At 71.7% G+C, this 19,754-nt stretch carries 18 protein-coding genes and 2 pseudogenes; 17 read left to right on the top strand and 3 right to left on the bottom strand.

All coding sequences use genetic code 11. The features are described from left to right. Nucleotides 1–129: 129 nt before the first annotated feature. From BIV24_RS01085 to BIV24_RS01070, 4 genes are all read left to right on the top strand, one after another. Complete coding sequence (locus BIV24_RS01085; protein WP_071364186.1) at nt 130–765, top strand: ATP-dependent Clp protease proteolytic subunit; 636 nt, start codon at nt 130–132, stop codon at nt 763–765. Between the two features lie 7 nt (nt 766–772). Further along, nucleotides 773–1,075: a hypothetical protein gene (locus BIV24_RS01080; RefSeq protein ID WP_071364185.1), complete on the top strand. Its 303-nt coding sequence runs from the start codon at nt 773–775 to the stop codon at nt 1,073–1,075. A 518-nt stretch (nt 1,076–1,593) separates the two neighbouring features. Beyond that, nucleotides 1,594–2,067 carry a C40 family peptidase gene (locus BIV24_RS01075; RefSeq protein ID WP_071364184.1) on the top strand — a complete coding sequence of 158 codons (474 nt, stop codon included), beginning with the start codon at nt 1,594–1,596 and terminating at the stop codon, nt 2,065–2,067. 80 nt (nt 2,068–2,147) lie between these two features. Beyond that, nucleotides 2,148–2,684, top strand: a complete 537-nt coding sequence (locus BIV24_RS01070) for a DUF6328 family protein (protein WP_071364183.1) — start codon at nt 2,148–2,150, stop codon at nt 2,682–2,684. A gap of 66 nt (nt 2,685–2,750) precedes the next feature. Here BIV24_RS01070 and BIV24_RS01065 read toward each other — a convergent pair whose 3' ends face one another. Then, complete coding sequence (locus tag BIV24_RS01065) at nt 2,751–3,878, bottom strand: 8-amino-7-oxononanoate synthase (RefSeq protein ID WP_071364182.1); 1,128 nt, start codon at nt 3,876–3,878, stop codon at nt 2,751–2,753. A 147-nt stretch (nt 3,879–4,025) separates the two neighbouring features. On the opposite strand from BIV24_RS01065, the gene bioB reads away from it, so the two are divergent. From bioB to mug, 11 genes are all read left to right on the top strand, one after another. Then, complete coding sequence (gene bioB, locus BIV24_RS01060; RefSeq protein WP_071364181.1) at nt 4,026–5,222, top strand: biotin synthase BioB; 1,197 nt, start codon at nt 4,026–4,028, stop codon at nt 5,220–5,222. Next, nucleotides 5,215–6,495 carry an adenosylmethionine--8-amino-7-oxononanoate transaminase gene (locus tag BIV24_RS01055; protein ID WP_071364180.1) on the top strand — a complete coding sequence of 427 codons (1,281 nt, stop codon included), beginning with the start codon at nt 5,215–5,217 and terminating at the stop codon, nt 6,493–6,495. The genes bioB and BIV24_RS01055 overlap by 8 nt, the downstream gene beginning before the upstream one ends. A 1-nt stretch (nt 6,496) precedes the next feature. Beyond that, on the top strand, nt 6,497–7,261 hold the full coding sequence (bioD, locus tag BIV24_RS01050; protein WP_079167931.1) for a dethiobiotin synthase: 765 nt from the start codon (nt 6,497–6,499) through the stop codon (nt 7,259–7,261). Nucleotides 7,262–7,400: 139 nt separating this feature from the next. Further along, nucleotides 7,401–8,225, top strand: coding sequence for an ABC transporter ATP-binding protein (locus BIV24_RS01045; protein WP_071364179.1), 825 nt, complete (start codon nt 7,401–7,403; stop codon nt 8,223–8,225). A 12-nt stretch (nt 8,226–8,237) separates the two neighbouring features. Beyond that, nucleotides 8,238–10,805, top strand: coding sequence for an ABC transporter permease (locus tag BIV24_RS01040; RefSeq protein ID WP_071364178.1), 2,568 nt, complete (start codon nt 8,238–8,240; stop codon nt 10,803–10,805). Between the two features lie 119 nt (nt 10,806–10,924). Next, entirely contained in the window at nt 10,925–11,380 is a 456-nt protein-coding gene (locus BIV24_RS01035; protein WP_071364177.1) for a GNAT family N-acetyltransferase, read from the top strand. Nucleotides 11,381–11,520: 140 nt separating this feature from the next. Continuing rightward, nucleotides 11,521–12,846, top strand: a complete 1,326-nt coding sequence (locus BIV24_RS01030) for a hemolysin family protein (protein ID WP_071364176.1) — start codon at nt 11,521–11,523, stop codon at nt 12,844–12,846. Further along, entirely contained in the window at nt 12,843–13,856 is a 1,014-nt protein-coding gene (locus BIV24_RS01025) for a hemolysin family protein (RefSeq protein WP_071364175.1), read from the top strand. The genes BIV24_RS01030 and BIV24_RS01025 overlap by 4 nt, the downstream gene beginning before the upstream one ends. Before the next feature lie 118 nt (nt 13,857–13,974). Further along, nucleotides 13,975–14,757 (top strand): SGNH/GDSL hydrolase family protein, encoded by a 783-nt coding sequence (locus BIV24_RS01020; RefSeq protein ID WP_071364214.1) that lies wholly within the window; start codon nt 13,975–13,977, stop codon nt 14,755–14,757. Between the two features lie 132 nt (nt 14,758–14,889). Then, entirely contained in the window at nt 14,890–16,332 is a 1,443-nt protein-coding gene (gene purB / locus BIV24_RS01015) for an adenylosuccinate lyase (RefSeq protein WP_071364174.1), read from the top strand. Further along, the gene (mug, locus tag BIV24_RS01010; RefSeq protein ID WP_079167930.1) at nt 16,329–16,901 is read left to right on the top strand and encodes a G/U mismatch-specific DNA glycosylase; all 573 of its coding nucleotides are present in this window, start codon (nt 16,329–16,331) and stop codon (nt 16,899–16,901) included. Before purB ends, mug begins: the two co-directional genes overlap by 4 nt. A gap of 34 nt (nt 16,902–16,935) precedes the next feature. Here the strand turns inward: mug and BIV24_RS31115 are convergent. Next, nucleotides 16,936–17,121 (bottom strand): annotated as a pseudogene (locus BIV24_RS31115) (ABC transporter permease); the annotation flags it as partial. 40 nt (nt 17,122–17,161) lie between these two features. On the opposite strand from BIV24_RS31115, the pseudogene BIV24_RS01005 reads away from it, so the two are divergent. Beyond that, nucleotides 17,162–17,485, top strand: a pseudogene (locus BIV24_RS01005) (response regulator transcription factor); the annotation flags it as partial. An 80-nt stretch (nt 17,486–17,565) separates the two neighbouring features. Continuing rightward, nucleotides 17,566–18,723: an ROK family transcriptional regulator gene (locus BIV24_RS01000; protein ID WP_071364172.1), complete on the top strand. Its 1,158-nt coding sequence runs from the start codon at nt 17,566–17,568 to the stop codon at nt 18,721–18,723. 84 nt (nt 18,724–18,807) lie between these two features. On the opposite strand, the gene BIV24_RS00995 is transcribed toward BIV24_RS01000, so the two are convergent. Continuing rightward, on the bottom strand, nt 18,808–19,569 hold the full coding sequence (locus BIV24_RS00995; RefSeq protein WP_071364171.1) for a GntR family transcriptional regulator: 762 nt from the start codon (nt 19,567–19,569) through the stop codon (nt 18,808–18,810). Nucleotides 19,570–19,754 lie beyond the last annotated feature (185 nt).

Raw genomic sequence — 19,754 nt, 5'->3', positions numbered from 1 at the left:
CCAGCCCTCTGGGCGGAAGATCCCGCCCGCAGGGACGTCTTGCGTGTTCGCTCTCAGCTTGCTCCACCTCTTGCCAGAACGTACGTCCTGTACATTTTTTACAGGAACGAATCCGAGGAGGCGCGAGCCATGATCCGACCGTCCGCCCGCCATGTCCTGCCCGAGTTCACCGAGCGCACCGGCTACGGGCACCGGACCCTTGATCCGTACGCGAAGCTGCTGGACGAGCGGATCGTGTTCCTGGGGACACCGGTCGACGACACGGCGGCGAATGATGTGATGGCGCAGTTCATGCACCTGGAGTACCTGGATCCGGACCGGGACATCTCGCTGTACATCAACTCTCCCGGCGGCTCGTTCAGCGCGATGACCGCGATCTACGACACGATGCAGTTCGTGGGGTGCGATGTGGAGACGATCTGCCTCGGCCAGGCGGCGTCGGCCGCGGCCGTACTGCTCGCCGGAGGCACCCCCGGCAAGCGGTTCGCACTGCCCGGCGCGCGTGTACTGATCCACCAGCCGTCCCTGCCGGAGCCCGTGCAGGGGCAGACCAGTGATCTGCTCATCCAGGCCGAGGAGTTGACACGCACCCGCAGGCAACTGGAGGAGATGCTCGCACGGCACACCGGGCAGAGCCCGGAGCGGATCGCCGCCGACATCGAGCGGGACAAGATCCTCGACGCGCGGGAAGCGGTGGAGTACGGACTGGTCGACCGCGTCATTCCGAGCCGCAAGACGTCGCGCACCACCCCCGGCGCGAGGTGAGCCGCAGGTGCTGCCCGAACTTCCCCCGCTGCCCGCGCTGACCCGCGCCGAGGCGGAGTTGATCGACGGCTACCTCGATGTGGTCGACCTGCTCGGCCGCATCAACCCCGCGCGCTCCGGGGACACCTACCGAGGACTGCGCGCCGCCCAGGCCCTGGTGAGCAAGGCGGCGGCGCTGCGGGACGCACTGGCACTGATGCACCAGCGCGGGGAGAGTGAACTGCACGGCCCGACCCTCACCCGGGCCCTGCGCGTCCTCGACGGCGAACGCCGCACGGCTCGTCTCACCGTGCCGCCCGGAGCAGACTGACGGGCGGTCAACTCGTCGCCGTATCACGACACGACCCGATTCAAACGCACCAAATGGCTTACCCCCGACCGAAGTAGACCCTCCCCCCTCCGGGAAACCGGAAAAGTCGCTCAACGTGCCTGCCCCCTAGGCGACACGGGACACTGCGATGCAGGTCCGGGCCTCGCGCACCCCTCAACACCCCTAGAACGCAGCAGCGTAAACCCGAACGGGTGAGTGGTGAGGAACACCACAAAATCCCGATTCCATTGTGATTTTCGGACTTCCTTGCGTGAAGATCCCTTGCTGACGACAAGCCCCCGCCACCGCGGCGGGGCGGTCCGGGCGGACGCCGAGTCCTGCCGCCACCCGGATGTCCGGTCGACAGGAGTGGATCGGCAGGAGTGGAGGACCCAGCAAGGCGGGCCGCCGGAGAGATCCGGACGGTCCTTGGGGTGAAGCCGCGCGAGCGGCCGGGCTACTTCGCCAGCCCGAATCCGACAGGTCATCCTTCACAGGCGGCTGACGAAGGGTTGCGCATGACTGCGCTCAATCGTGTCCCGTCGCTCCTGACCCGGGCCGGTACCGCCTCGGCTCTCACCATCGCCGCCGTCGGCGGCAGCATTGTGGCCCCCGGGGCCGTCGCGAGCGCGGCGCCCGCCTCGCCGGGGACGAAGGCGCTCCAGATCGCGGCGTCCAAGAAGGGGGCCGCGTACCAGTGGGGCGCCACCGGACCGCGTCGCTTCGACTGCTCAGGGCTCACGCTCTACGCGTACAAGAAGGCGGGCAAGCGCCTGCCCCGCACGGCCTCGGCGCAGTACAACAAGACGCGCCACATCACCGTCTCGCAGCGCAGGGCCGGAGACCTGGTGTTCTTCCACTCGGGCCGGACCGTCTACCACGTCGGCATCTACGCCGGGAAGGGAAAGATCTGGCACTCCCCGAAGACCGGAGACGTGGTCAGGCTCCAGAAGATCTGGACGAAGAACGTGTGGTACGGGCGGATCAGCTGAGCCGCCCGTCGGGGTGACGGCGCCGGTGCGCCGTCACCCCGACGAGGCGTGCGGGGGACCGCAGCGGTTACTCGTTCCCCATGGCCGACCAAAGTCCCCACCCGGCGCGGCGCGAGACGCCCCAGGAGCGTGCCGACCGCAACTTCGCGGAGTTGCTGCAGGAGGTGCGCGTCACGCAGAACGGGGTGCAGATCCTCTTCGCGTTCCTGCTGACCCTGGCCTTCACCCAGCGTTTCCTGTCCCTCGACACGGTCCAGCGCGCCACCTATGTCACGACCCTCCTGCTCGCCGTGGTGGCCACGGCCCTGTTCACGGCGCCCGCCGCGCTGCACCGCGCGCTCTTCCACCAGGGCATCAAGCCCGTCATCGTGCGGATCTCCTCCCGCCTCGCCACGGTCGGGCTGGGGGTGCTGATGCTGACCCTCACCGGGGCGGTGCTGCTGGTGGTGGATGTGTCGCTCGGCCGGTATGCCGGGATCGCCGCCGGTGTGGGCACGTTCCTGGTGTGCGTGGGGCTGTGGGTCGTCCTGCCCCGTCTGGTGCGGCGCGCCGCGCTCACGCCACCGGCGGCCCCGGGAGCGGCGACGGACCGGGAACCGCCGGAGCAGCCCCGGTGACCGCCTCAGGGACTCTCCTACGCGTCGCCCGGGTAGCGGCGTACGGCATACGGCTGTTGTGCCGGCTCAGGGCCGCGTTGCGCCGATCACGCCCACGGCGTGCCCGATCTGTTCGTCGGTGAGGTCCGCACGGGCGGTCAGGCGCAGCCGCGAGATGCCGTCGGGCACCGACGGCGGACGGAAGCAGCCGACCGCCACTCCCGCCGCCCGGCAGTCGGCCGCCCACTCCACCGCCTGCTCGGGGGAGGGTGCCCGCACCGAGACGACGGCGGCGTCCGGCCGCACCGCCTCGTGACCGTCAGCCGTGAGACGGGTGTGCAGGGCAGTCGCCACCGTGCGGGCCTGTGCGGCGCGCTCCGGCTCGCGGCGCAGCACGCGCAGCGCCGCGAGTGCGGCGCCCGTGGCGGCCGGGGCGAGCCCTGTGTCGAAGATGAACGTGCGGGCCGCGTTGACCAGATGGTCGATCACCGGTGCCGGGCCGAGCACGGCGCCGCCCTGGCTGCCCAGAGACTTCGACAGCGTCACCGTCGCCACCACGTCCGGCGCGCCCGCGAGCTCCGCCGCGTGCGGGGCGCCCCGGCCGCCGGTCCCGAGGACGCCGAGGCCATGGGCGTCGTCGATGATCATTCCGGCGCCGGACTCCCGGCAGGCGGCGGCCAGTTCGGCCAGTGGGGCCGCGTCGCCGTCCACCGAGAAGACCGTGTCGGAGACCAGGACTGCGGGTCCTGGGTGGGTGCCGAGTATCTTGCGGACCGCGTCGGGATCGGCGTGCGCGACGACCTGAGTGGTGCCGCGCGCGAGGCGGCAGCCGTCGATGAGCGAGGCGTGGTTGCCCGCGTCGGAGACGATCAGGGAGCCGTGCGGTGCCAGCGCGGTGACCGCCGCGAGGTTGGCCGCGTAGCCGGAGGAGAAGACGAGGGCCGCCTCGAAGCCACAGAAGTCGGCCAGCTCGCGCTCCAGTTCGCCGTGCAGATCCGTGGTGCCGGTGACGAGCCGGGAGCCGGTGGAGCCGCCGCCCCACAGGCGAGCCGCCCGGGCCGCACCCTCGGTGACCTCGGGGTGGCGGGCGAGACCCAGGTAGTCGTTGCCGGCGAGGTCGAGGAGCGGGGAGTCCGCGGCGCGGGGGCGCAGGGTGCGGACGAGTCCGGCCCGGCGACGCGCCTGCGCCTGCTCGTCGATCCAGCCGAACGCCATGGGTCCTCCGGTGCTTTTGTAGGCAGTGCACAGACCCTAGTGGCGTGACGGGCTGTCCGGGGTGTGGTGATACCCACACCCCGAACGGTGCCTGTTGTGCGAAGTCTCCTTGGCCCGACGTGCACCCATAGGACAGGATCGGCTCTCATGAACCTGCTGAACACGCTGGTGGACAAGGGGTTGCGGCGCGAGGCGCCGACCCGCGAGGAGGCGCTCGCCGTCCTCGCCACGTCCGACGACGATGTGCTCGATGTGGTGGCGGCGGCCGCCAAGGTGCGCCGTCACTGGTTCGGGCGACGGGTGAAACTCAACTATCTCGTCAACCTGAAGTCCGGTCTGTGCCCCGAGGACTGTTCCTACTGCTCCCAGCGGCTCGGCTCGAAGGCGGACATCCTCAAGTACACCTGGCTCAAACCGGACGACGCCTCGAAGGCCGCGGCGGCGGGCGTCTCGGGCGGTGCCAAGCGGGTCTGCCTGGTGGCGAGCGGTCGCGGGCCCACCGACCGGGACGTGGACCGGGTCTCCGAGACGATCCGGACGATCAAGGAGCAGAACGAGGACGTCGAGGTGTGCGCCTGCCTGGGTCTGCTCTCCGACGGCCAGGCCGAGCGGTTGCGGGCCGCGGGCGCGGATGCCTACAACCACAACCTGAACACGTCCGAGGCGACCTACGCCGACATCACCACCACGCACACCTACGACGACCGGGTCGACACCGTGCGGAAGGCGCACGCGGCCGGCCTGTCCGCCTGCTCGGGCCTGATCGCGGGCATGGGTGAGACCGACGAGGACCTGGTGGACGTGGTCTTCTCGCTGCGCGCACTGGACCCGGACTCGGTTCCGGTCAACTTCCTGATCCCGTTCGAGGGCACGCCGCTCGCGAAGGAGTGGAACCTCACCCCGCAGCGGTGTCTGCGGATCCTGGCGATGGTGCGGTTCGTGTGCCCGGACGTCGAGGTGCGCATCGCGGGCGGCCGTGAGGTCCACCTCCGTACGATGCAGCCGCTCGCGCTCCACCTGGCCAACTCGATCTTCCTCGGTGACTACCTCACCAGCGAGGGTCAGGCGGGCCGGGCCGACCTGGAGATGATCGCGGACGCCGGGTTCGAGGTGGAGAGCGCGGACCAGGTGACGCTGCCGGAGCACCGGGCGGCGGGCGGGTGCGGGTCCCATGAGAGCGCCGGGTGCGGCTCCCACGAGAGGGCCGGATGCGGGTCCCATGGGGGCGGTGGCGTCTGTGGTTCCGGTGCCGCGTCTCCCGACCCGCAGGCGGGCGAGCCCCGTACGGACCTGGTCGCCGTGCGCCGCCGGGGCGCCGGAACGGATCTCGCGCCCAATGCCTGAGCTGCCCCTGGACGAGTTGCTGACCCTGGACCGGCGGCACGTCTGGCATCCGTACGGTCCCATGCCCGGACGCCAGGAGCCGTTCGTCGTGGAGTCGGCGAGCGGGGTGCGCCTGCGGCTCGCTGACGGCCGCGGCGAGCTCGTCGACGGCATGTCGTCCTGGTGGTCGGCGATCCACGGCTACAACCACCCGGTGCTCAACGAGGCCGTGCGCGCCCAGTTGGAGCGGATGAGCCATGTGATGTTCGGCGGGCTCACCCACGAGCCCGCCGTCCGGCTCGCCAAGCTCCTTGTCGACATGTCGCCCGAGGGGCTGGAGCACGTCTTCCTCGCGGACTCCGGTTCGGTGTCGGTCGAGGTCGCGGTCAAGATGTGCCTGCAGTACTGGCGTTCGCTCGGCCGCCCCGGCAAGCAACGCCTGCTGACCTGGCGCGGCGGCTACCACGGCGACACCTGGAACCCGATGTCCGTGTGCGACCCCGAGGGCGGGATGCACGGGCTGTGGCAAGGCGTGCTGCCCCGGCAGGTGTTCGCCAAGGCGCCGCCGGCCGCGTACGAGGAGTCGTACGCGGACCATCTGCGCGCGATGGTCGAACGGCACGCGGACGAACTGGCCGCGGTGGTCGTCGAACCTGTGGTGCAGGGCGCGGGCGGGATGCGGTTCCACTCCCCCGCCTATCTGCGGGTGCTGCGCGAGGCGTGCGACGCGCACGACGTGTTGCTCGTCTTCGACGAGATCGCCACGGGGTTCGGGCGCACCGGCGCGCTGTTCGCCGCGGACCATGCGGCGGTGACGCCGGATGTGATGTGTGTGGGCAAGGCGCTGACCGGCGGTTACCTGACCATGGCGGCGACGCTGTGCACCCCGCGGGTGGCCGACGGGATCTCCCGGGGCGAGGTGCCGGTGCTCGCGCACGGTCCCACCTTCATGGGCAATCCGCTGGCGGCCGCCGTGTCCTGCGCCTCGCTCGGCCTGCTGCTCGGCCAGGACTGGCAGTCGGAGGTCAGGCGGATCGAGACGGGGCTGCGGGAAGGGCTCGCGGAGGCGGCGTCCCTGCCCGGGGTGCGGGAGGTGCGGGTCCTCGGCGCCATCGGGGTCGTCCAGCTCGACCACGAGGTGGACCTGGCGGCGGCGACGCGGGCCGCGGTGCAGGAGGGTGTGTGGCTGCGGCCGTTCCGCGACCTCGTCTACACGATGCCGCCGTACGTGAGCGATGACGCGGACGTGGCACGGATCGCCCGCGCGGTGTGCGCGGCGGCACGGAAGGGATGACATGTCGGTACTGGTGATCACGGGGACCGGCACGGAGGTCGGCAAGACGGTCACGACCGCCGCCGTCGCCGCGGTGGCGGTCGCGGCGGGGCGGTCCGTGGCCGTGCTCAAGCCGGCGCAGACGGGCGTGGGTCCGGACGAGCGCGGGGACGCCGACGAGGTGGCCCGGCTCTCGGGTGCGCTGACCACGCTCGAACTCGGCCGCTATCCGGAGCCGTTGGCGCCCGCCACGGCGGCCCGGCGTGCCGGGATGCCGCCGGTGCGGCCGCACGAGGTGGCGGAGGCGGCCGCCAAACTGGCCGTCGAGCACGACCTGGTGCTCGTCGAGGGCGCGGGCGGGCTGCTCGTGCGGTTCGACGAGGAGGGTGGCACCCTGGCGGACGCTGCACGGCTGCTGGCGGCGCCGGTAGTGGTGGTCGCAGCGGCGGGCCTCGGCACGCTCAACACGACCGAGCTGACGGCCCGTGAACTCAGACGTCAAAGGCTGGACTTGGCGGGTGTCGTCATCGGTAGCTGGCCCGAGGCACCCGATCTCGCGGCACGGTGCAACCTCGCGGATCTTCCGGTGGTGGCCGGGGCGCCGTTGCTCGGCGCGCTGCCCGCGGGGGCCGGGGCGTACGCGCCCGCCGACTTCCGTGCCGGGGCACCCGACTGGCTGGCACCCCGGCTCGGCGGGAGGTGGGACGGGACGGTGCCCGTGCTGCCCGTCGGTGCCGGGCCGCAGGACGGGCGTGCGCGGGACGAGCAGGGGGACGCTGCGAGCTGAACCGGGTGTCCGGGGCACGACCCGTGGCGCAGACGCGCGTGGACTTCTGGGGGATACCGGGTGCGCCGCACATCACACTACGCTCGGCCAAGACAGCGAAGACGGGGACGCCGGGGCGTCCACGACCGAGGAGGCGGTCTTGTCCACTGCTGCTGCGGAGCACGCCCCAGGCCGTGCCGGGGCGGACCGGTTCGCCGCCCGTGCACGCGGTCTGACGAAGGCGTACGGCTCGGGCGAGACGACGGTGCTCGCCCTCGATGCGGTCGACGTGGACATCGCGCGCGGCCGCTTCACCGCGGTCATGGGCCCCTCGGGTTCGGGGAAGTCCACGCTGATGCACTGCCTGGCGGGGCTCGACACCGCCTCGGCCGGTCAGGTCTGGCTCGGCGACACCGAGATCACGGGGCTGAAGGACCGCGAGCTGACCCGGCTGCGCCGGGACCGGATCGGTTTCATGTTCCAGTCCTTCAATCTGATCCCGACGCTCAACGCGGCCGAGAACATCACGCTGCCCATGGACATCGCCGGTCAGGAACCCGACCAGCAGTGGGTGGACCAGGTCATCGACACGCTGGGCCTGCGCGACCGGCTGAAACACCGGCCGTCGCAGCTGTCCGGCGGGCAGCAGCAGCGCGTCGCCTGCGCGCGGGCGCTCGCCTCACGCCCCGAGCTGATCTTCGCGGACGAGCCGACGGGCAATCTCGACTCCCGGGCCGGTCTCGAGGTCCTGGGCTTCCTGCGTGAGGCGGTCGACGAGCTGGGGCAGACGGTCGTCATGGTCACCCACGACCCGGGCGCGGCCGCCCACTCCGATCTGGTGCTGTTCCTTGCGGACGGCCGGATCGTGGACGAGATGGAGCGGCCGACGGCGGAGGCGGTACTCGAACGCATGCGCCTCTTCGCCGGAGGAGGCCGCCAGACCCCCGATGCAACCTTCGACGGCACGGCTGGTCACGAGGACTGAGCTGAGGCGAGCATGCTGAAGGCGACACTGCGCGGTTTCCTCGCGCACAAGGGACGGCTGGCCCTGTCGGCGCTGGCCGTCCTGCTGTCCGTGGCGTTCGTCGCGGGCAGCCTGATCTTCTCGGACACGGTCACCCGGACCTTCGACCGGCTGTTCGCCTCCACGGCGGCCGATGTGACCGTGAGCCCCAAGGAGGACCTGGCCGCGCGGCTACCCACCGGTGCCACCGAGGCCCTGCCCGCGGCGCTGGCCGCACGGGTGGCCGAGGTCAACGGCGTCGCGGCCGCCCATGTGGACGTCGCGGTCAGCGACGTCACGGTCGTCGACCGAAGGCGCGACCCGGTGGGACCGACCACCGGCGCGCCCACCATCGCCAAGAACTGGTACGTCACCAAGCGCAGCCCGGTGAAACTCACCTCCGGACACGCACCGCGCGGCCCCGGCGAGGCGCTCGTGGACGCGGACACCGCCGGGCGCAGGAACGTACGGATCGGGGACACGCTGACGGTCCTCGCGCAGCCCGGCTCGTTCACCGTCCGGGTCGTCGGGATCGCCACGTTCACCACCACCAACCCGGGCGCCGCCCTGGTCTTCCTGGACACCCCGACCGCCCAGGCCAAGCTGTTGGGCAACCGCGCGGCGGCCACGAGCATCTCGGTGGACGCGGCGCCCGGCGTCGACGACGCCCGGCTCAAGCAGCGGATCGTCGCCACGCTCTCCTCGTCCGCGTACGACGTGAGGACCGCGAGCGAACAGGCCAAGTCCAACACCGACCGGCTCGGCGCGTTCCTCGACGTGATCAAGTACGTGATGCTGGGATTCGCCGGCATCGCCGTGCTCGTGGGCGTGTTCCTCATCGTCAACACGTTCTCGATGCTCATCGCCCAGCGCACCCGGGAACTGGGCCTGTTGCGTGCCCTGGGCGCCGACCGGCGGCAGGTGCGCCGGTCCGTGCTGACGGAAGCGCTGCTGCTGGGGCTGGCCGGTTCGACGCTCGGGCTCGCCGCCGGCATCGGGCTCGCGGCCGGGCTGATCCGGCTGATGAGCGTGTTCGGTATGAACCTCAGGTCCACCGAGATGGTGATCGGCTGGGTGACTCCGGTCTCGGCGTATGTCGTCGGGGTCGGCGTCACCTTCGTGGCGGCCTACCTCCCGGCCCGGCGGGCGGCCGCGGTCTCCCCCATGGCGGCCCTGGTGGACGCGGAAGTCGCCGGTGTGGGACGTCCGTTGAAGGTCCGCGCGGTGGCGGGGGCGATCGTCGGGGCACTCGGTGTCGCCGCGCTGGCGGGCGTGGCACGGGCGACGAGGGTCGCGACGGCCACCTCCCTCCTCGGCATCGGCGTGGTCTTCACGCTCGTCGCGACGGTGATCGCCGGCCCCCTGCTGGTACGCCCGGTGATCCGGGTGCTGGGCGCTGCCTTCCCGGCGCTGTTCGGCTCGGTCGGGCGGATGAGCCAGCGCAACGCCCTGCGCAATCCGCGCCGCACCGGCGCCACGGCCTCCGCCCTGATGGTCGGGCTCGCCCTGGTGGGCGGGATGTCGGTGGCGAGCACCTCCATGTCCAAGTCCTTCGACCAGCAGATCGACAAGACACTGGGCGCCGACTTCATGGTGCAGAGCAGCACCTTCCGCCCGTTCCCGCGGGAGATCACCGACCGGGTCCGCGCCGCCGACGGCATCGGGCTCGTCGTCCGCGAGCGGCACACCGCCGTGGCGGTGCGGCTACCGGACGGCAAACGCGTCGAGACCATCGCCGGGAGCTACGATCCGCAGCTCGACGACGTCGCCCACATCACCTATGCCCAGGGAAACACGGCCAGGGCGCTCACGGACGGCGCCGTCGCCATGGACGTGAGGTTCGCAAGGGACCACGGTGTCCACCTCGGCAGCACGATCCCCGTCCAGTTCCCGGGCGGACGCCGCACCGACCTGAAAGTCGGCGCGCTCACTGACCAGGGCGGGGCGCAGGGCTTCGGCGTGCAGGGCGGGCTGTTCTTCGGGATGGCGACGCTCGAGAAGTATGTGCCGGGCGGACAGGACTCCGTGCTGTACGTCAACGCCGCGCCCGGCAGGCTCAAGGACCGGTTGCGGACCCGTCTGGAGAAGACCCTCGACGCGTACCCCCAGGTCCAGGTCCGCGACCAGGCCGACTACAAGAAACTGGTGCACGACCAGATCGCCGTGCTGCTCTACCTCGTGTACGCGCTGCTCGGCCTGGCGATCGTCATCGCGGTGCTCGGGGTGGTCAACACCCTGGCCCTGTCGGTCGTCGAGCGCACCCGTGAGATCGGGCTGCTGCGCGCCATCGGGCTCGCCCGGCGACAGCTTCGCCGGATGATCCGGCTGGAGGCGGTGGTGATCGCCGTCTTCGGGGCGGTGCTCGGGCTGGCGCTGGGCCTCGTGTGGGGCGTGTGCGCGCAGCAGGTCCTCGCGCTGAAGGGTATGAAGGCGCTGGCCATCCCGTGGGGCACGATCGTCGCCGTGGTGGTGGGTTCGGCCGTGGTGGGGGTGGTGGCGGCGCTGCTGCCCGCGCTGCGTGCGTCGCGGATGAACGTGCTGGCGGCCATCGCGCACGAATGACGCACCCGGCACGTCATTGAGTCCGCATGCCCTTGAGTCCCCATGCCCTTGAGTCCCCATGCTGGAATTGCAGGCCCGAGATCACGGCGCATGATGTGATCGCCGCATGACTAACTGATCTGCGGATACGAGCCGCCGGGCCCGAGGACCTCGACGCCGTGCTGAGCTTTTGGAAGGCGGCAGCCGAGGGCACGAGCATCAGCGACGACCGGGACGGCGTGGCGCGGCTGGTCGCCCGCGACCCCGAGGCGCTGATCCTGGCGATGGGGGTCCCCCCTGGTCGAGCGGAGTCGAGACCTTGGGGGAGGGACGGCGAGCTGGTCGGCACGGTGATCGCGGGCTTCGACGGCTGGCGGTGCCATCTGTACCGGCTCGCCGTCCACCCCGAGCGGCGCCGACTCGGAATCGGCTCGGCGCTGCTGGCCGCCGCGGCGGAGCGGTTCGTACGGCTCGGGGGGCGCCGCGGGGACGCGATGGTCCTGGAGCGCAACGAGAGGGCTCATCACGCGTGGCGGGCCGCGGGGTATGCGCCCGAGGAGCAGTGGCGGCGCTGGGTCAAGCCCTTCGCACACTGACCCGCTTTACGAGAGCTTTACCATGAGGGGGTCGAGCTCCACCATGGAAGGGCGTGAGCGTTCCCCGACGGGCGACCCTCCCCCTACCGACATCGCGCGGTCGTCGCGTCCCTGGACGATCCTGGGACGGAGGTGACCCGATGACCGAAGTGCTCCTCCTGCTGGTGGCGATCCTGCTCTCGCTCGCCTGCGGTGGCTTCGTCGCGGCCGAGTTCTCACTCACCACGGTCGAGCGCAGCGAGCTGGAGCACGCCGCGGAGCGCGGCGAGCGCGGTGCGGCGGGCGCCCTGAAATCCGTACGGAGCCTGACCTTCCAGCTCTCCGGCGCCCAGCTCGGGATCACCGTCACCAACCTGGTGGTCGGCATGCTCTCCGAGCCGTCGATCGCCAAGCTGATCGCGGGCCCGTTGAAGTCGTTGGGCCTGGCGCCCGCCACCTCCGCGTCCCTCGCCCTCGCCCTCGGCACGGGTCTGTCGACCATCTTCCTCATGGTGGTCGGCGAGCTGGTGCCCAAGAATTGGGCGCTCTCCTCACCCCTGGCCGTGGCCAAGCGGGTGGGCACTCCGCAGCGCTGGTTCAGCACCGCGTTCCGCCCGTTCATCGGGCATCTGAACAACATGGCCAACCGCGTCCTGCGCCATCTCGGCATCGAACCCGCCGAGGAGCTGGCCTCCGCGCGCGGCCCCCAGGAGCTGGTGATGCTCGCCCGGCACTCCGCGAAGGAGGGCGCGCTGGAGGCGGACACCGCCGAGCTGTTCGTCCGCACCCTCAACCTCGCCGACCTGACCGCGGAGAACGTGATGACCCCGCGTGTCCAGGTCATCGCCCTCGACGCCCAGGCGACCTGCGAGGACCTGGCGAACGCGACGCGCGCGACGGGTCTGTCGCGCTTCCCCGTCTACCGCGACAACCTCGACACCGTCGTCGGCACCGCACACATCAAGGACGTCGTGGCAGTGCCCGCCGAGGCACGGCCCCACCACTCGGTCGTCCAGGTGATGCGCGACCCGCTGTTCGTCCCGGAGAGCCTCACCGTCGACCGGCTGCTGGACCGGCTCTCCGGCAAGCACACGATGGCCGTCGTCATCGACGAGTACGGCGGCACCGCCGGGGTCGCCACGCTGGAGGACATCGTCGAGGAGGTCGTCGGCGAGGTGCGCGACGAGCACGACCCACAGTGGACACCCGATCTGGCCCCGGCCGGCACGGACGCGGCAGGCCGGGCGCTGTACTCGGCCGACGGCTCGGCCCGCGTCGACCAGCTGGCACGCGTCGGGCTGCGGGTGCCCGAGGGCCCGTACGAGACCCTGGCCGGCCTCGTCGCCACCGAACTCGGCCGTATCCCGGCCGAGGGCGACACCGTCGTGGTCGCCGGATGGCGCCTCGACGTGATGGACACCTCCGGCCGCAGGGCGGCGCGCGTGCTCATGCACGCACCACCCCCCGACGGGGAGGGGGAACGGTGACCCTCGCCCAGCTGCTGATCGGTCTGCTGACGCTCATCGTGAACGCCTTCTTCGTCGGCGCCGAGTTCGCACTGATCTCCGTCCGCCGCAGCCAGATCGAGCTGCACGCCGAGACGGGCGACCGGCGGGCCCGGCTCGTCCTGTGGGGCCTGGAGCACGTGTCGGCGCTGCTGGCCGCCGCGCAGCTCGGCGTCACCCTGTGCACCCTGGTCCTCGGCGTGGTCACCGAGCCCGCGATCGCGCACCTGCTGGAACCGCTGTTCCACACGGTGGGCATCCCCCCGAACGCAGGCCGCGCTGTGTCGTTCGTGATCGCGCTGGCCCTCGCGACGTATCTGCACATGCTGTTCGGCGAGCTGGTGCCGAAGAACGTGGCACTCGCGGAGCCGGTACGCCTGGCGCTGCTGCTCGTGCCGCCGCTGGTCGAACTGTCCCGGGTGCTGCGCCCGGTGATCTTCACGGTGAACGCCCTTGCGAACAGGCTGCTCGCGCTGCTGGGCGTGGAAACGAAGGACGAGGTCACAGCCACCTTCTCGGACGACGAGCTGGCGCGCCTGGTCAGGGACTCCGGCGAGGCCGGGCTCATCGACGAGCGAGCACTGGAGCGGTTGCACGACGCCCTGGAACTGGGCCGCCGCCCCGTGCGCGACGTGGTGGTGCCGCTGGAACGCGTCGTCTACGCGCGCGTGGGCATCACTCCGGAGCAGTTGGAGCAGCTGTCGGCCGAGTCCGGCTTCTCGCGCTTCCCGGTCGTGGACGAGGGCCGGAGAATCATCAACTATCTGCACGTCAAGGACGCGCTGGACGCCTCACCACGGGACGCGCCGTTCCGGCTGCGCGACATGCGTCCCGTCGCACGGGTGCGGGAGAACACGCCCCTGGACGATGTACTCACGGCGATGCGCGGCAGCCGTACGCATCTGGCGGCGGTCCTGGGCGCGGACGGACGGCTGGCGGGGCTGGTGACGATGGAGGACGTCCTGCGGGAGCTGTTCGGACAGCCTGTGTGAGGGCCGGTGCGCATCACCACCGGCCGGTCCCTGCGCGCCAGGACAGGGGAGCCCGCCCGTGTGCGGGCGCAGGGTGACCGACCGGCAGGTATGTCTGCGGGATACCATCGACGGCGCCATGCAGACGAACCCCACGTACACCAGCCTGGTCGCGGTCGGCGACTCCTTCACCGAGGGCATGTCGGACCTGCTGCCCGACGGCTCCTACCGCGGATGGGCCGATGTCCTCGCGGGCCGGATGGCCGCACGGACGCCCGAGTTCCGCTATGCCAACCTCGCCGTGCGCGGCAAGCTGATCGGGCAGATGGTCGACGAGCAGGTGGACCTCGCCGCCGCGATGCGCCCCGATGTGATCACGCTGGTCGGCGGGCTCAACGACGCGCTGCGGCCCAAGTGCGACATGGGGCGCGTACGGGGTCTGCTGACGGAGGCCGTGGAGCGGCTGGCCCCGTCGTGCGACCGGCTGGTCCTGATGCGCAGCCCCGGCCGTGAGGGCCCGGTCCTCGAACGCTTCCGCTCTCGTATGGAGGAGCTGTTCGCCTGCATCGACGACCTGGCTGCACGGCACGGTGCGCTCGTGGTCGACCTGTACGGGGCGCCGTCGCTGGCCGACCCGCGCCTGTGGGACGTGGACCGGCTGCATCTGACGGCCGAGGGACACCGCCGGGTGGCTGAGGCCGTGTGGCAGACGCTCGGCTACGCAGCGGAGGACGCGCACTGGCGTACGCCGCTGCCCCCGACCGCACGCCCGAACTGGCTCGCCCGCCGAGCCGCGGACGTCCGCTTCACCCAGCGGCATCTGCTGCCGTGGATAGGACGCCGGCTGACGGGCCGCTCGTCGGGCGACGGCCTCCCGGCCAAACGGCCGGAGCTGCTCCCGTACGAGGGACCGGCCGCGTAGGGCCACGTCCCGGCGGGGACCGCGGATCGCCCCGGCCGCCGGCCACACCGCCCCCGTGACGAGCGCCTCGTAGGTTCCGCCGAACCGGCCCGCAGCGCTGGCCTGCATGAATCACCAGTAGAATCCGTACACGTGACTGCTGCGCCCGCAAAGCCCCGTATCCCGAACGTCCTCGCCGGACGGTACGCCTCCGCCGAGCTCGCCACGCTCTGGTCCCCCGAGCAGAAGGTGAGGCTGGAGCGGCAGCTCTGGCTCGCCGTGCTCCGCGCCCAGAAGGACCTGGGGATCGAGGTGCCGGACTCGGCGATCGCCGACTACCAGCGCATCCTCGACCAGGTCGACCTCGCTTCGATCGCCGAGCGCGAGAAGGTCACCCGGCACGATGTGAAGGCGCGGATCGAGGAGTTCAACGCTCTCGCCGGACACGAGCACGTGCACAAGGGCATGACCTCCCGGGACCTGACGGAGAACGTCGAGCAGTTGCAGATCCGGCTCTCGCTGGAGCTGATGCGCAACCGCACCGTGGCCGTACTGGCACGCCTGGGCAAGCTCGCGGGCGAGTACGGCGAGCTGGTCATGGCCGGTCGCTCCCACAACGTCGCCGCGCAGGCCACCACCCTCGGCAAGCGCTTCGCCACCGCCGCCGACGAGCTGCTCGTCGCCTACGCACGGGTCGAGGAGCTGCTGGGCCGGTACCCGCTGCGCGGCATCAAGGGTCCGGTCGGCACGGCGCAGGACATGCTGGACCTGCTCGGCGGGGACGCGGGCAAGCTCGCCGAGCTGGAGCGGCGGATCGCCGGGCACCTCGGCTTCTCGCAGGGCTTCACCTCGGTCGGCCAGGTCTACCCGCGCTCGCTCGACTACGAGGTGGTCACCGCGCTGGTGCAGCTGGCCGCCGCGCCCTCCTCACTGGCGAAGACGATCCGGCTGATGGCCGGACACGAGCTGGTCACCGAGGGCTTCAAGCCCGGCCAGGTCGGTTCCTCCGCGATGCCGCACAAGATGAACACCCGCTCCTGCGAGCGTGTCAACGGCCTGATGGTGATCCTGCGCGGCTACGCCTCCATGACCGGCGAGCTGGCGGGCGACCAGTGGAACGAGGGCGACGTGTCCTGCTCGGTGGTGCGCCGGGTGGCGCTGCCGGACGCGTTCTTCGCGCTGGACGGTCTGCTGGAGACGTTCCTGACGGTGCTCGACGAGTTCGGCGCCTTCCCCGCTGTCGTCGCCCGTGAGCTGGACCGCTATCTGCCGTTCCTCGCCACGACCAAGGTGCTGATGGCCTCGGTCCGCGCGGGCGTGGGCCGTGAGGTCGCGCACGAGGCCATCAAGGAGAACGCCGTCGCCTGCGCGCTCGTGATGCGCGAGCAGGGCGCCGAGCGCAACGAACTGCTGGACCGGCTGGCCGCCGATGAGCGCATCCCGCTGGACCGTGACCAGCTGGACGCCCTGATGGCCGACAAGCTGTCCTTCACGGGCGCCGCGGCCGACCAGGTCGGCACGGTCGTCGCCCGCATCGAGGAGATCGCGAAGCAGCACCCGGAGGCCGCCGGCTACGCCCCGGGGGCGATCCTCTGACCCGGTTCACGCCGAAGGAGCTGGAGGCCGCCCGCGACCGTCTGGTACCGGACGTGGTCGCGGACGGCCTCAAGGTCCTCTTCTGCGGTATCAATCCGGGTCTGATGACGGCCGCGGCGGGCCATCACTTCGCCCGTCCCGGCAACCGCTTCTGGCCGGTGCTGCATCTGTCCGGCTTCATTCCGCGGCGGTTCGAACCGTCGGAGCAGGCCGAGTTGCTGTCGTACGGGCTCGGGATCACGAACGTGGTGGCGCGGCCGACCGCGCGGGCCGACGAGCTGACCGCCGAGGAGTACCGGGAGGGCGGGCGGATCCTCGGCGCCAAGGTGGAGCGGCTGCGGCCCCGGTGGCTGGCCGTGGTCGGCGTCACCGCGTACCGTGCGGCCTTCGACGACCGCAAGGCCTCCATCGGCCCGCAGCAGCGGACGATCGGCTCCACCCGGGTCTGGGTACTTCCCAACCCCAGTGGCCTCAACGCGCACTGGACGGCGGCGACCATGGCGGAGGAGTTCGGGCGGTTGCGGAAGGCCGCGGAGAACCCCCCGGTCGGCGCCGGGCTCCGGGCCTGAACTCGCCGCCGGGCTGCACGGGCGCCGCATACGCTCAGGTGTCCCGGCGTTCCAGGTGCCAGGCGCCCGCGAGCAGCGCCACGCCCGCCCACACCGCCGTCACCGCGAGCCCCGTCCACGGCCCCAGCATCCCGTCGGACGTCTTGTGCAGGACCACCTGTCCCGCCTTGTCGGGCAGCAGGTCCGTGACCGTGCCCGACGCTCCTCCGACTACGAAGCTGCCCGTGGGCTGATCCAGGGCCCGGCAGGGGCCACTATTCGTGCACGCGGTGCGGCTGGTCGCCGAGGGCGAGTCGCTGCTGTTCCCCGCATCGGTACGGCAGTTGGCCGCCGAGTACGGGGATCGCGGCGGCAACCGGGCGGCCCGGGCGGTCATGGAGCGTGCCGCGCTGACCGGGCGGGAGGCGGAGGTGCTGCGGCTGATGGCACGCGGTCTGTCGAACGGGGAGATCGCGGGGCAGCTGGTCGTCGGCACGGAGACGGTGAAGTCGCACGTCAGCGCCGTGCTGGCCAAGCTGGGGGCGCGCGACCGGACCCGGGCGGTGATCGCGGCGTACGAGTCGGGGTTCGTCGCGCCGATCTGATCCGCACGACGGGCCCTCGCGGGCGTGCGCGACGCCGAGTACGATCCGCCCAACACGCGCACAAGCTGGAAGGACGGACGTTGGGGCGGCTGACCGGCGGGGATCCCTCTCTGCTTCGAAGGATCAACTCCGCGGTGGTGCTGCATGCGCTGCGCGCCGTGGACTGCGCGACGCTCACCGAGATCACCAGGGTGACGGGGCTGTCCCGGCCGACCGTCGAGGGTGTGGTCGAGGGGCTGATCGAAGTCGGGCTCGTGGTGGAGAAGGCCGCCGAGGAGGGCGCCACCCGACGGCAGGGGCGGCCCGCGCGGAGGTTCCGGTTCCGGGCCGAGGCGGGCCATCTGCTGGGCCTGGACGTCGGCGCGCACCGGGTGACCGCGCTGCTCGCCGACCTCGACGGCCGGGAGCTGGGCACCCTCTCCAAGGAAGTCTCCGAGACGGCGTCGGCCGACGAGCGCCTGGAGCGACTGCGCGACACGGTCGCCGAGCTGCTGCGCCGGTCGGGTGTGGCGCGGGACTCGCTGCGCGCGGTCGGCGTGGGCAGCCCCGGCATCGTGGAGGCGGACGGCACCGTGCGCCTGGGCACGGCCCTGCCGGAATGGACCGGTCTGCGGCTGGGCGAGCGGCTCAGCCGCTCCTTCAAGTGCCCGGTGCTGGTCGAGAACGACGCGAACGCGGCGGCCGTCGCCGAGCACTGGAAGGGCGCGGCCACCGAGTCCGACGACATCGTGTTCGTACTGGCCGGGCTGAGTCCCGGGGCCGGCTCGCTGATCGGCGGACGGCTGCACCGCGGTTACGGCGGGGCGGCCGGGGAGATCGGCGCGCTGCATCTGCTGGGCCGCGAGGCGGCCCCGGAGACGCTGCTGTCGACCACTGACGAGCCGCTGCACCCGCTGGACGAGCAGCAGGTCGCCGATGTGTTCGCGCTCGCCCGCGAGGGCGACCAGCGCGCCCGCGCGGCCGTGGACCGCTTCATCCAGCGGCTCGTCCACGACGTGGCAGCCCTCGTCCTGGCCCTCGACCCCGAACTGGTCGTCATCGGCGGCTGGGCGGCGGGCCTGGACGGCGTACTGGAGCCACTGCGCCACGAGCTGGCCCGCTACTGTCTGCGCCCTCCGAAGGTGACCCTGTCCCAGCTGGGCGAGGCCGCCGTGACGACGGGAGCGCTGCGGCTGGCGCTGGAGCATGTGGAGGAGCAGCTGTTCGCGGTGGAGGGCACGGCGACGGCGCGGCGCTGAACCCGCCCGCGTCGCCGGCCCCGGCCGCGTCCGCGGGTGTCGCGATGGACCCGCGGCGCGGGGTCGTGGCCTCCTGCGCTGGGGTCAGGAGGCGTGACGCTGCGGGTCGTGGTGGATCTCCACGCCGCCGGAGGCACCGAACGTCAGACGGCAGGTGTCGGCGCGGTACGTCGCCACGGAGACCGCCGCGGTGCGCCCCTCGGCGTGGAAGCGGGTGGTGACGAGAAGGACGGGCGCGCCGGGCAGCCGATCGAGTTCTCTGGCGTCCTCCGCACCGGCCGAGCCCAGCTCGACCGCCTGGTCCTGGCCCTCGAGTGCCAGGCGCTGGAGTTCGCGCAGCACGGCACGCGCGCGTGCCGCACCGGAGGGTGCGTCGATCGCGGAGAGCGCGGGCACCGAGGAGTCCGGGACGTAGAGCAGTTCGGCGGCCACGGGCTGGCCGTGCGTCATGCGGAAGCGGCGCACCGTGTGCACCTGACCGTCGCGGCCGGTCTCCAGGAGGTCGGCCACCGCGGCGGGCGGAACGGCGAGCGTGCAGTCCGTGGGCTGCCAGTCGTCGCCGGCCGCGCCCGGCCAGGTGTGCTGCTCGGATCCCACGGCCACGCCCATACGAGGTGGCGCGACGGTGGTGCCGACCCCGCGGCGGCGCTGCAGTCTGCCTTCCAGTTCGAGCTGTTCGAGGGCCTGGCGGAGCGTGGCACGGGCGACACCGAAGCGGGCCGCGAGGTCCCGTTCGTTGGGCAGGATCTCGCCCACGGAGAACTCGGAGTCGAGTGCTTCGGTGAGAACGGTCTTGAGGTGCCAGTACTTAGGCTCCGGCACCGGTTCCAGCTGCGTGGTCCCCACCCTGTCCTCCGCAATCGCCGCGGCCCGGCGGCGTTTTAGCGCCCTTGTTTATTAAAGGTTGTTGCACTTCTCTGCGACGATAGGGCGACCCCCACCCTTGGTCAAGACCAATCCTCGATCCCTTACGCTTCGCGCAGGTGCGCTGCCGCAGAGCGTTCACTCGGTGTTCGCGGGGGCGGCGGAAA

This window comes from Streptomyces colonosanans, from assembly GCF_001866645.1.
Classification (GTDB): Bacteria; Actinomycetota; Actinomycetes; order Streptomycetales; family Streptomycetaceae; genus Streptomyces; species Streptomyces colonosanans.
This window is presented reverse-complemented; position numbering and strand designations above follow the sequence as displayed.

Bases quoted from the DNA above. Each gene is read 5' to 3' on its own strand.
- BIV24_RS01085 (WP_071364186.1), top strand. From the start codon at position 130: ATGATCCGACCGTCCGCCCGCCATGTCCTGCCCGAGTTCACCGAGCGC.
- BIV24_RS01065 (WP_071364182.1), bottom strand. From the start codon at position 3,878: ATGGCGTTCGGCTGGATCGACGAGCAGGCGCAGGCGCGTCGCCGGGCC.
- BIV24_RS01040 (WP_071364178.1), top strand. From the start codon at position 8,238: ATGCTGAAGGCGACACTGCGCGGTTTCCTCGCGCACAAGGGACGGCTG.
- bioD (WP_079167931.1), top strand. From the start codon at position 6,497: ATGTCGGTACTGGTGATCACGGGGACCGGCACGGAGGTCGGCAAGACG.
- BIV24_RS01020 (WP_071364214.1), top strand. From the start codon at position 13,975: ATGCAGACGAACCCCACGTACACCAGCCTGGTCGCGGTCGGCGACTCC.
- BIV24_RS01070 (WP_071364183.1), top strand. From the start codon at position 2,148: ATGGCCGACCAAAGTCCCCACCCGGCGCGGCGCGAGACGCCCCAGGAG.
- BIV24_RS01055 (WP_071364180.1), top strand. From the start codon at position 5,215: ATGCCTGAGCTGCCCCTGGACGAGTTGCTGACCCTGGACCGGCGGCAC.
- bioB (WP_071364181.1), top strand. From the start codon at position 4,026: ATGAACCTGCTGAACACGCTGGTGGACAAGGGGTTGCGGCGCGAGGCG.
- BIV24_RS01075 (WP_071364184.1), top strand. From the start codon at position 1,594: ATGACTGCGCTCAATCGTGTCCCGTCGCTCCTGACCCGGGCCGGTACC.
- BIV24_RS01030 (WP_071364176.1), top strand. From the start codon at position 11,521: ATGACCGAAGTGCTCCTCCTGCTGGTGGCGATCCTGCTCTCGCTCGCC.